Below are 12,544 nucleotides of genomic sequence, written 5' to 3' on the forward strand. Positions count from 1 at the left end.
CATTTCTCCATCTATAAACCTTGAGTGGCTACTATAAAAAAAGGGAGACTGAATCTGCCTCCCCTATTTTTTAACCATTTGGTAATTTTACAACTGTAAAGTGCTCAATAACGTAATATCGTTATTTACATATTCGTATTGATACAAGGTACCTTCACCAATCATTAAAAGAGATGATGACAATGGTATAACATCATAAGCAACAATATCTTCAAAAGTGTTGATTAAAGATATATTAGGAGCATTGCTCTTGTCATACACTTTTAAACCGGCAGTACCGTCACAAACAAATAAGGTATCTCCTTTTATTCCCAAACCGTTTGGACCGACCATTGGATAAATCACTTTTAATTCTGGATTTTCCAGGTTGGATATATCAACAATATAAAGACCACTTTCCGCAGTGCCACAAAAATTACCGCCTTTTAGCGTTACATAAGCATAATCACCATCAACGACTACGGGGTCGCAAGCGGTGCCATGTCTAAATTCTGAAATAAACTCTGGCTTTTCAGGATTTTCTATTCCGTAAATATACATGCCTTGGGCACCTCCAATAAAAAGAATATCTCCTTGACTGTAAATTGTTTCAATATCCCAAGCTACTTGCACATCATCCAACACCTTTACATTTTCTACATCGGCAATATCAAAAATGTTAATATCACTGTAGTCTACCACATATAAATAATCGTCTATTATTTTAAATCGCGCCAAAGAACCACCCTGTCCAGTTGTTGGTGACTGATTATCAAAATCTTCGGCGACATTTTCAAAAACACAATCGCTACAATCAAATCTGGCTTCATACTCTTTTACCGATCTTCTTTCTGTATTCACCTCCCAACCAACTACGATATCCTTATCATAGTCAATATCTCCATATTCATAAAAATCTGCTTCGGGATAATCGGTATCATACAACCAAACATCATTATTATAAATAGCATTTACAATTCGACTAGAAATAGTAATATTATTAATGTCCGATATATCTATAATGACCAGATCACCGTAGCTATCTGCGTAAATTTTATCATCTTTTATAGAAATATCATTGTTTCCTTCTAATTTGATAAAAGCAATACTTTCTGGATTTACAGGGTCTTGGTTATCTATAACATGAAAACCCTGATTTACATCATTTACAAAAATATAATCTCCATAAGCATAAATTTTACCCGAAGAAACTATAGGCACAGGTTCAGTAACCGCAACTGCTTCAGCCTTAAAAGAAACGGCATCTTGCAAAATAGGCCTTGCTACAAGATAATCTTCATATGGACCGTCGTCATCACAAGAGACTAAAGCAAATGACGCTATTACACATAAAACAAAATAGAAAATTCTCATGGTTTTCAAATTTAAACGGTTGTACCCTATAGATTAATGCAACTGCTAATAGTTGCGTTATCAAGAGGTTAAATTTAAATTAACTCATCAAACCCTACTCCGTCCTTATACATATAATAAGTTGGCACTTTACTTAGCATTGCAGTAAAAAACACACCCACACAACATAAAATAATTCCTAATTGTGCAACGAAAGACATTATAAACACCAACCCGAAAATAACCAGCCAGTTCTTGTTTCCTAACGTAAAGCTTGCCTTAACCATTTCTAACGGGGACAAATGGTTTGAAAAAGCCAAAAAAGCCGGCAGTAGCGACAAAGGCACCATAACATAAAAAGCCCCAACCCCGCAAGCAAGTGCACCAAGTAAAGAGAGACCTAGCAAGTAGAGTGACAAAATAAAAACCTTACCTAATCGACCTTCCTTGAAAAAGTAAAAATAATCGTCGCTAGCAACTTCCTCTAGGTCTTTTTGCTTACATATTTTTAAAAACGCAGCATTCAACGCTAACGCAAATGTGGTTATACCTACTGCAAAAACCGGAATAAGAATAGCCATGGCAATTGCCACCATAGGCGGTAACTCGTTTTGCCGAAGTGCTTCGGGGTCGGTTATTCCCATTGCGATCATGGGGATATACATTATGATATAGAATGGCAAAATGACAACAAATGTCAAAAGCAAAATGATAACGCCCTGAAGCCATACCTTTTTAAAAAGTTCTATAGATCTACTAAAGATGGTACCAAAATCTAAATCTGGCTTATTTTTAATGTGTTGAGTTAGGTTTTCTGAATTCATTGGTATAGGTGGTTATAATTAAGGATAAAACTAAATAATTTATAATAGGAAAGCTTAAACTATCGCTAAATAATCATGTCATCTTGTCATATTTTTGATTATAATAGTATCTTTGCCATCCAAATTATTTTATACGCAACGTATTACAAAAATGGAGAAAACCATAGACGAAAATGTGCAGGGCACAACTTTGGTAGTTGAAGGAAAAGAAACGAACAAACGTAATCTTTACATTGAGAGTTACGGTTGCGCCATGAATTTTTCAGACAGTGAAATTGTAGCATCTATTTTAGCGACCGAAGGTTTTAACACAACCCAAACATTAGAGGAAGCCGATTTAGTACTTGTAAATACATGTTCTATTAGAGACAAAGCAGAACAGACCATTCGTAAAAGATTAACCGAATATAACAAGGTAAAAAAATCTAGACCGCATTTAAAAGTAGGTGTACTCGGCTGCATGGCTGAACGCCTTAAAGACAAACTTTTAGATGAGGAAAAAATAGTTGACATGGTGGTTGGCCCAGATGCCTATAAGGATTTGCCAAACCTGATGAAAGAAGTGGATTCTGGAAGAGATGCCGTAAATGTAATTCTCTCAAAGGATGAAACCTACGGCGATATTGCACCTGTAAGATTAAATACAAACGGAGTTACGGCATTTGTTTCCATCACCAGAGGATGCGATAATATGTGCACATTTTGTGTTGTACCATTTACAAGAGGGCGTGAACGTAGTAGAGACCCTCAATCGATTTTAGCTGAAATTAAAGAACTTTCTGAAAAAGGTTTTAAAGAAATTACTCTTTTAGGACAGAACGTAGATAGTTATTTATGGTATGGTGGCGGACTCAAGAAAAATTTTGACAATGCTTCTGAAATGCAGAAAGCGACCGCAACTAATTTCTCTAAACTTTTAAATACGGTTGCCACTGCCTATCCAAAAATGAGAATTCGTTTTTCTACATCTAACCCTCAAGATATGACCTTAGATGTAATTAGAACCATGGCGGCGCATAAAAACATATGCAACCACATTCACTTACCGGTGCAAAGTGGTAGCAATCGTATTTTAAAGGAAATGAACCGCCTGCACACTATTGAAGAGTATTTTGAACTTATTGATAATATCAGAAAAATTATACCCGACTGTGCCATTTCACAAGATATTATCAGTGGCTTTCCTACCGAAACAGAAGAGGACCATGCCGACACCTTAAAAGCATTGGAATATGTAAAATATGATTTTGGTTACATGTATGCATATTCAGAAAGACCGGGCACTTTAGCTGGCAGAAAAATGGAAGACGACGTACCTGAGCCAACAAAAAAGAGGCGTCTGTCTGAAATTATCGCTTTACAAAGAAGCCACTGTCAGTTTAGAACAGAGAAGCACGTAGGCAAAATACAAGAAGTATTGATCGAAGGTACTTCCAAAAAATCCAAAGATGAGTGGATGGGCAGAAACTCTCAAAGTACCGTTGTCGTTTTCCCAAAGGAGGACTACAAAGTTGGTGACTTTGTAAATGTTCAAATAAATGATTGCACTTCTGCTACCTTAAAAGGTATTGCAGTTGGGTATTCTGACAATAATTAACTTTTAGTAGCCATTTTATATGGAAAGCATACAAAGTATAAAACAACGTTTTGAAATTATAGGGCAAGACCCCAAGCTTAACCGTGCATTAGAAAAAGCGATGCAAGTTGCCGCAACCGATATTTCTGTATTGGTTACGGGAGAAAGCGGTGTAGGTAAGGAATCTATTCCTAAAATTATTCATTCGTTGTCTCACAGAAAACATGCAAAATACATTGCCGTAAACTGCGGTGCCATACCCGAGGGCACTATTGACAGTGAACTTTTTGGTCATGAAAAGGGAGCATTTACAGGGGCTACGCAAACAAGAAGCGGATATTTTGAAGTTGCCGATGGTGGAACCATATTTTTAGACGAAGTTGGTGAGCTGCCTTTAACCACACAGGTTCGTTTATTACGTGTGCTGGAAAATGGCGAGTTTTTAAAGGTTGGTTCTTCGCAAGTACAAAAAACCGATGTACGAATTGTTGCGGCGACCAACGTGAATATGTTCGAGGCAATCAAAAAAGAACGTTTTAGAGAAGATCTATATTATAGATTAAGTACCGTTGAAATTAACATTCCGCCTTTGCGGGATCGCCAAGATGACATTCATTTACTCTTCAGAAAATTTGCATCAGATTTTAGTCAGAAATACAAAATGCCTACTATTAGACTAGATGACCATGCCGTTTCATTACTTACCAAATACAGATGGCCGGGAAACATACGCCAGTTAAGAAATATAGCAGAACAAGTGTCTGTGCTTGAAGAAAATAGATCTATAACCGCATCTACCCTACACGGTTATTTACCTAACAATACCACAAGTAATTTACCTGCGGTAGTTTCAAATTCAAAATCTGAAAGTGATTTCAGTAACGAAAGAGAAATTCTATACAAGGTTTTATTCGATATGAAAGGAGACCTCAACGATCTTAAAAAGTTGACCATGGAACTGCTTAAGAACAATGACTCTCAAAAGGTGCAAGAGGAGAACGAAAACCTTATTCGAAAAATCTACGGCAATGAAGATGATGAAGATGTAGATATCGACCATGACACTCAAGATGACAGCCCTTTAAACGTTCTACACTTACCTGAACCAAAGAAAGAAGAGGCTGCCATAATACAAGATTCATACGAAGACAAATATCATTTTGCCGAAGAAATTCAAGAGGAAGAAACCCTATCTTTACAAGAGAAAGAGATAGAATTGATCAAAAAATCATTAGAAAGAAACCGAGGTAAAAGAAAGGCCGCGGCAACAGAACTTGGTATTTCTGAGCGCACCCTTTATCGCAAAATAAAGCAATACGACCTTTAAATACATGAACAACATTTTAATGAAATATTTTAGAAAAGTACTACTGTACATTTTACCGATCACCTTGTTTTTAGGTTGTGGTGTATATAATTTCACAGGAGGTAACGTTGGTGAGGCCAAAACATTTAAAGTAACCTATTTCCAAAATTATGCTACCCAAAGTCCTGGATCTACTTTTGAACCTGGTGTAGATAGAGACTTTACATTAGCGTTACAGGATCGAATTCAAAACCAAACCAGTTTAGAATTGATCAATACCGGCAACCCAGATTTACTTTATGAAGGTGAAATAACAGAATATAAAATTTCACCTATGTCTGCAACTGCAGATCAAACCGCTGCCCAAAACAGATTAACCATGCGGGTTAAAGTTAGGTTTTACAATCAATTGAAGGAAGACGCCGGTTTCGACCAAAGTTTTTCATTCTTTTATGACTACCCTGCAGATACACAATTGGCAACAATTAAAAGTGAAGCACACGAAACCATTTTTGAAAGGTTAACACAAGATATTTTTAACGCTTCTCTCGCAGATTGGTAAAACTATGAACGTTAAGGACTTTACATATTTTCTAGAAAACCCTACCAAAGTGGTAGAACCTATTCACACAAAACATTTAGAAGATATTATTGCCGAATATCCATATTTTCAAGCTGCACGTGCCCTTCACTTAAAAGGACTTAAAAATTTAAATAGCTACAAATACAACAAAGCGCTAAAAACAACAGCTGCTTTTACCACAGATAGAGATGTACTTTTTGAATTCATTACATCAAAAGACTTCTTGCAGTACGATGCCCCTATTGAAAAAATTGCCAAAATAGAGGTCAATAATGCTATTGAAGTTTCCGAAGATACTAAAGAAGTTTCCGAAATAGACAAAATTGTATCTGTAGAAAAAGAAGATACATCCAATATAACCGAAGACACCAATACACCTGAAGACACCAACAGTCTTAAGGAGCCCATCTCCGAACCTAAGGTCATAAAACTTGAAGAAAAATCCAATGAAATTGATAAAACTTCAACCGCAACTTTAATCACTCCTTCAGAAGACAGTCCTTTACCACAAGATGAAAAAGATGCGGAACAGATTTTAGATCCTGAGTTATTTCAGTCTAAAAATCCGGAAACGACCGAAGAAGAAGATGCCCTTGATATAGGTAAACCATTAACTTTTGATGCCAAGGAAAAATATTCTTTCTCAGAATGGTTAAGCCTTGCGTCTAAAAAACCATTGGAAAAATCTGGCGATGAATCTCCCGCAGCTGCAAAAGAAGAACTGGAGGAAGAAATCAACCAGGCGCCAACCGCTTCTATCGAAAAAAGGGCCGACACAAAAAGGCAAGAAACAGAAATTGCCAATACAAAGGAAGCTAAGAGCAAACCTATAAAAAAAGCAAGACCTAAAAACGAGGCTATTAAAAAGAAATATGACCGTATTGACAAGTTCATAGCCACTAATCCTAAAATTGTACCTACAGAACAAAGTGCTATAATAGATATTTCAAAGTCTTCGACTATTGACCAAAACGAGCTTATGACAGAGACTTTGGCAAGGGTTTATCTTGAGCAAAAAAAGTATAAAAAGGCTATTCAGGCATTCAAAATTTTAAGTTTGAAATATCCAGAAAAAAGTAGTTTCTTTGCAGACCGAATTAAGGCGGTAGAAAAATTACGAAAAGATAATAAATAATTTAGAATGAGTACATTTTCAATATTCCTGATACTTATCATTGTCGTTTGCTTATTGTTAGTATTGGTGATCATGGTACAGAACCCAAAAGGTGGCGGACTTTCTTCTTCCTTTGGCGGAGGTGGAAACCAAGTAGTTGGTGGAGTTAAAAAAACAGGTGACTTCTTAGATAAGAGCACATGGACACTAGCTGGTTTATTAATAGTTTTAATATTAGCATCTAACATTGCCCTTAAAGGTAATTTTGGCGATGCAGATTCTAAATTATTACAAGGTGACGATATTGAAACAGTTGTTCCTGAAACGTTGCCAGAAGAGGTAACACCACCAGTAACAAATGAAGCTACACCTTCAGATAGTTTATAGAAGATACACTACAATATATTTTAAAATGCCAGCTTATGACAAGCTGGCATTTTTTGTTTACAATTTGTCAGTAAAAAGGCTATGGCATAATTTCTGCCTTTATGAACGCACGAAACTAAAAATCAATTTAAAAATTAATAATTATGGCTAAAGTTAATATCAAACCATTGGCAGACCGAGTTCTTATTGAGCCAATGGCAGCTGAAACTAAGACTGCGTCTGGACTTTACATTCCTGATACCGCAAAAGAAAAACCACAGAAAGGTAAAGTAGTTGCCGTGGGTCCTGGTACAAAAGATGACAGTGTTACCGTTAAAGTTGGAGATACGGTTCTTTACGGAAAGTATGCAGGTACCGAGCTAAAATTAGAAGGTACTGATTACTTGATGATGAGAGAGAGTGATATTCTAGCTATTATCTAAAATAGCTTTTTAATTTTCACGGAATAGATAATTAATAATTTTAATGACCCAAGGAGAACATCACCAGGTCAAAATTTAAACAACAAATAAAAATGGCAAAAGATATTAAGTTTGATATAGATGCTAGAGACGGTCTTAAAAGAGGTGTTGATGCATTGGCAAACGCGGTAAAAGTAACATTAGGCCCAAAAGGTAGAAATGTTATTATCAGCAAATCGTTTGGTGCACCACAAGTAACTAAAGATGGTGTTACCGTAGCAAAAGAAATTGAATTGGAGAACCCATTAGAAAATATGGGTGCGCAAATGGTAAAAGAAGTTGCTTCTAAAACCAATGATTTAGCAGGTGACGGTACTACTACCGCTACCGTTCTTGCACAGGCAATCGTAAAAGAAGGCTTAAAGAACGTTGCTGCAGGTGCAAACCCAATGGATCTTAAAAGAGGAATAGACAAAGCTGTTGAAGCTATCGTTGCCGATTTAGCAAAACAAGCTAAAAAAGTGGGTGATTCTTCTGAAAAAATTAAACAAGTTGCTTCTATCTCTGCAAACAACGACGAAACTATTGGCGATTTGATCGCTCAAGCATTCGGAAAAGTTGGTAAAGAAGGTGTTATTACTGTTGAAGAAGCCAAAGGTACCGATACTTATGTTGACGTTGTTGAAGGTATGCAATTTGACAGAGGTTACCTTTCTCCATACTTCGTTACAGATTCAGAAAAAATGGTTTCTGACCTAGAAAATCCATACATCTTATTATTCGATAAGAAAATATCTTCAATGAAAGATTTATTACCGGTATTGGAGCCTGTTGCTCAATCTGGTAAGCCTTTATTGATCATTGCCGAAGATGTAGATGGTGAAGCCTTAGCTACTTTGGTTGTGAACAAATTAAGAGGTTCTTTAAAAATTGCCGCTGTTAAAGCTCCAGGTTTTGGTGACCGTAGAAAAGCAATGTTAGAAGATATCGCAATTTTAACTGGTGGTACCGTTATTTCTGAAGAAAGAGGTTTCTCTTTAGACAACACTACTTTAGACATGTTAGGTACTTGCGAAAAAGTACAGATAGATAAGGACAATACGACTATCGTGAACGGTGGTGGTGTTGCAAAAGATATCAAAACAAGAGTTAACCAGATCAAATCTCAAATAGAGACAACTACATCTGATTACGATAAGGAAAAACTTCAAGAGCGTTTGGCTAAATTAGCCGGTGGTGTTGCCGTACTTTACGTAGGTGCTGCTTCTGAAGTAGAAATGAAGGAGAAGAAAGATAGAGTTGATGATGCATTACACGCTACAAGAGCTGCCGTTGAAGAAGGTATTGTTGCTGGTGGTGGTGTTGCTTTGGTAAGAGCTAAATCTGTTCTTTCAAAAGTATCTACAGATAATGAAGATGAGGCTACAGGTCTACAAATCGTAGCTCGTGCCATTGAAGCTCCTTTAAGAACTATCGTTTCTAACGCAGGTGGCGAAGGTTCTGTTGTAATCGCTAAAATTTTAGAAGGAAAAGGCGATTATGGATACGATGCCAAATCTGAAAAGTATGTTGAAATGATGAAAGCAGGTATTATTGATCCTAAGAAAGTAACTAGAGTAGCATTGGAAAATGCAGCTTCTGTTTCTGGTATGATCTTAACTACCGAATGTGCTTTAACCGACATTAAAGAAGATGCTCCGGCAATGCCTCCTATGGGTGGCGGTGGCGGAATGCCAGGCATGATGTAGGTCGACAGCGTCGACAAGCAATTATTAGCTTGTTCTTACAGTTTATATTATTTAAAACCGCTCTTGAAATATAAAGAGCGGTTTTTTTTATTTCAAATATGAGCAACAAAAAAACCACCTTCTTTATTTACAGAAGGTGGTTTTATTGTCCAAATGGTATCGCCATCTAAAGGCAATAACTTAACTACTTCTTTCTAGGAGCAGCTTTTGGAGCAGCCTTTTTACCAGCTTTTGCCGGTGCAGGCTTCGCAGCTGGTTTCCCCGCTGATTTTGCTTGTGCCATTGCTATAGAATTTAAGATAAATCTATAGCTAATGTATTTCAGATTTTGATCCGTGATTATTTCATTGGCAAAATATTAACTATAATATTTCTCCAACCCATATTAATCCATAATCGCACTGAAGCACAGAGTTTTACTACTCATTACCATGATGCATACCATCATCGGAATTGTCTTCTCTATACCTGCAACATGGATGAACACTATTATAAGCTTCCTCTGTTGCCTTTAGTTCTTTGGTATCATGACCGACCGCAACTATAGCCGTTTTGATCTTCATGGCATCGGTCTTACGCTCATCCATTATAATATCCAATTGATGTGTAGGTATACTCCAATTTGCGTACTTCACTCCTTTTACGTTTAAGGCAGCTTCCTCAATTCGCTCTTTGCACATTGCGCATCTACCATTTACATCAAAAGTCATTTTCTTGTTCTTGTCTTGCGCATAGGTAACTACGGCAATCAACATCATTGCAATTGATAAAATCGTTGTTTTCATTATATCTGTATTTATTATCATGTATTAAATTTTAAATCTGAAGCCCGCATAAAACATTCTCCCCATAATGGGAGCGAACACTATTGTTGTATCAAAATTTGGACCAAAAGGATCATTAGCTCCTAAAACAGGGTTGTCTTGTTGTACTTCAGATAGGTTTTCACCACCTAAATATACCTCTACATTTTTTGAAAATACTTTGGTTATTTGAGCATTCATAAGGCTGTAAGGTGACGAATATTCCCCTAACCGATATTGCTCGGGACTACTAGTTGTATCTGGCAATCGTTTCTCTCCTACTCTATGTAAAGTATAATCGAACTTCCATTGCGACCCATTCTCCTTAGCCTCTGTTTCATATCCTAAATTAACAAAAAATCTATGTTGTGCCAGTAAGGGTTTTTGAAGGTTTCCGCTATTATAATCTGTTGAAACATCATAGAATTTATATGACGTTCTTAAATTCAACCTACTTAACAACTCATAATTCATCTCAACTTGAAAACTTTTGGCACTACTGTCACCATCTAAGTTATAAAAAGAAACTTCTTGAGGGTTTTCCCAATCTACGACTACTTGATTTTTAAAATCGGTGATGTAGTAATCTAAGGTAATATCCCCTTTTTTATTCAAAAAATTAAATCCTTGTAAAAAGCTAACTCCATAGTTCCAGGCATCTTCTGGCTCTAAACCATAAACCTCACCATCTGTACTTGCAATATTGATTGTTCTGGCAGAGCCAAATAATTGCTGATTCTCGGCAAAAATATTAGCAGCTCTTTTACCTCTACCGAAAGAGCCTCGCAAACTCCCATTCTCCCAGGGGGTATACCTAATATGAAATCTAGGCGTAACAAAAGTTCCCAATCTATTATGATTATCTACTCGCAAACCTGCAGTAAGGCTCACTTTCTCTAAATTCTCGTAACTATACTCCATAAAAGCACCCACAGACCTATCTACCCTAGAATAATCCGTCGAAGATACCATTTCATCATAACCGTCATAGGCAAAAGTAATTCCGGTTTTAAATTTATTTCTGGTGTCTCCAATAATGGAATTAAATATCAGGTTACTATAAAGACTCTCGTGGTTGATATCATAGGTTCTAAACCCAAAATAAGAGTCTTGTTTATGCAAACTATACGATGTCTGAAACCCTAAGCTTTGAAAGGGTAATTCTGGAAAAACATAGCCCAGTTTTAAAGAGGTATCAAAACGACGGGTATCAATTTCACTACCCCAGGCGTTAGTGGTAAACTTATCCGTATCGGGATTAAAATCTACTTGACCCACTTGTTTTTCATCGTTTAGAAAACGAACATTAAAGAAACTTACCCATCCTTTTTCAACGTCTTGATATTGCCAGCGGTTCATCACATTTAATTGATTTGCCAAAGGGGCATCTAAAAATCCGTCGTTGTTATTATCTTCTTTTTGCGTCCGCTTATTTCCATGAATATACAAACCTGTACTCCACTTGTCGGTTAACTTTCTATTGAAATGTGTATTTAATTCATAACGGCCATTTTGATTGGCATAACCATTTACAAAAACAGCTTTATCGGTTAAAGGTTTTACTAGTTCGGTATTGATTTGACCAGAGATACTTTCATAGCCATTAACCACACTACCCGCTCCTTTTGTAATTTGAATACTTTCTATCCACGTACCCGGTGTAAACGTTAGTCCGTATGCCTGTGATGCCCCGCGAACCATAGGGATATTCTCTTGGGTTATCAATAAATATGGACTGGTTAAACCCAGCATTTCGATTTGTTTTGTACCTGTTAATCCGTCTGAAAGATTTACATCAATCGCCGGATTCGTTTCAAAGCTTTCCGCCAAATTACAGCAAGCCGCCTTTAACAGTTCATCGCTATTTACGGTTATCACATTCTGTGGACTAAAATAGGTCTTCTGTATAGCATCACGCTTTTGCTGTACAACCACCTCATCTAATTCATTCGATGATTTCAAAGCAATTCGGATAGTTTTAGGCTCATTAATCGTTAAGGTATCCGATTGAAACCCTATATAACTAATTATTAATGTATTGAATTCCTTTGTATACGGAATAGAAAATTCACCGTCAAAATTAGTGACCACACCCGTTTGGGAGTCTTGCCAGTAAACGCTGGCACCAGATAATCCTAAAGCATTTGCACCTTCAGAATCTAACACCACACCCTCTACTTTTTCTTGCGAAAAGCCAAAAAGGGGCAGCATTGCCATTACAAGTATAATTATATATTTATTCATTATTTTTTATTCGATCTAAGTAAATAATTTTAAAAATCAAGAAAGCACGTAAGTGTTTTTAACTCTTTGCCAATGATTTACAATCGAAAAAAAATCCAAACCCTGAAAATGAACTAATCAGATATTACAGCACATATAAGTGCTTGTAAAATAAATTCCTATATAAGTTTAAAAAGGACAGCCTTGATTTATCGTATTGTACAACCCAATGACACAATCGCTTTAA

At 36.5% G+C, this 12,544-nt stretch carries 11 protein-coding genes; 7 read left to right on the forward strand and 4 right to left on the reverse strand.

The annotated features are described in order from the left end of the window. Positions 1–87 precede the first annotated feature (87 nt). Positions 88–1,353: an LVIVD repeat-containing protein gene (locus DCS95_RS12265; RefSeq protein ID WP_116771092.1), complete on the reverse strand. Its 1,266-nt coding sequence runs from the start codon at positions 1,351–1,353 to the stop codon at positions 88–90. 74 nt (positions 1,354–1,427) lie between these two features. Then, positions 1,428–2,156 carry a hypothetical protein gene (locus DCS95_RS12270; protein WP_116771093.1) on the reverse strand — a complete coding sequence of 243 codons (729 nt, stop codon included), beginning with the start codon at positions 2,154–2,156 and terminating at the stop codon, positions 1,428–1,430. A gap of 151 nt (positions 2,157–2,307) precedes the next feature. On the opposite strand from DCS95_RS12270, the gene miaB reads away from it, so the two are divergent. The 7 genes from miaB (at position 2,308) to groL (ending at position 9,271) form a co-directional block, all read left to right on the forward strand. After that, positions 2,308–3,753, forward strand: a complete 1,446-nt coding sequence (miaB, locus tag DCS95_RS12275) for a tRNA (N6-isopentenyl adenosine(37)-C2)-methylthiotransferase MiaB (protein ID WP_116771094.1) — start codon at positions 2,308–2,310, stop codon at positions 3,751–3,753. A gap of 19 nt (positions 3,754–3,772) precedes the next feature. Continuing rightward, positions 3,773–5,059 (forward strand): sigma-54 interaction domain-containing protein, encoded by a 1,287-nt coding sequence (locus tag DCS95_RS12280; protein ID WP_116771095.1) that lies wholly within the window; start codon positions 3,773–3,775, stop codon positions 5,057–5,059. Positions 5,060–5,078: 19 nt separating this feature from the next. Beyond that, complete coding sequence (locus DCS95_RS12285; RefSeq protein ID WP_116771705.1) at positions 5,079–5,600, forward strand: LptE family protein; 522 nt, start codon at positions 5,079–5,081, stop codon at positions 5,598–5,600. Positions 5,601–5,604: 4 nt separating this feature from the next. Beyond that, positions 5,605–6,756 (forward strand): hypothetical protein, encoded by a 1,152-nt coding sequence (locus DCS95_RS12290; RefSeq protein ID WP_116771096.1) that lies wholly within the window; start codon positions 5,605–5,607, stop codon positions 6,754–6,756. Positions 6,757–6,762: 6 nt separating this feature from the next. Further along, positions 6,763–7,122: a preprotein translocase subunit SecG gene (secG, locus tag DCS95_RS12295; RefSeq protein ID WP_058105065.1), complete on the forward strand. Its 360-nt coding sequence runs from the start codon at positions 6,763–6,765 to the stop codon at positions 7,120–7,122. Positions 7,123–7,265: 143 nt separating this feature from the next. Then, positions 7,266–7,544, forward strand: a complete 279-nt coding sequence (locus DCS95_RS12300) for a co-chaperone GroES (RefSeq protein WP_036156781.1) — start codon at positions 7,266–7,268, stop codon at positions 7,542–7,544. A gap of 92 nt (positions 7,545–7,636) precedes the next feature. Then, a complete protein-coding gene (groL, locus tag DCS95_RS12305; RefSeq protein ID WP_116771097.1) occupies positions 7,637–9,271 on the forward strand; it encodes a chaperonin GroEL in 1,635 nt (544 codons plus the stop codon). Between the two features lie 419 nt (positions 9,272–9,690). On the opposite strand, the gene DCS95_RS12315 is transcribed toward groL, so the two are convergent. Next, a complete protein-coding gene (locus DCS95_RS12315; RefSeq protein ID WP_116771706.1) occupies positions 9,691–10,056 on the reverse strand; it encodes a heavy-metal-associated domain-containing protein in 366 nt (121 codons plus the stop codon). Positions 10,057–10,080: 24 nt separating this feature from the next. Then, positions 10,081–12,318: a TonB-dependent receptor plug domain-containing protein gene (locus tag DCS95_RS12320; RefSeq protein WP_116771098.1), complete on the reverse strand. Its 2,238-nt coding sequence runs from the start codon at positions 12,316–12,318 to the stop codon at positions 10,081–10,083. Between the last annotated feature and the right edge of the window lie 226 nt (positions 12,319–12,544).

This window comes from Maribacter litoralis (assembly GCF_003075045.1).
In the GTDB taxonomy this organism is placed as follows: domain Bacteria; phylum Bacteroidota; class Bacteroidia; order Flavobacteriales; family Flavobacteriaceae; genus Maribacter; species Maribacter litoralis.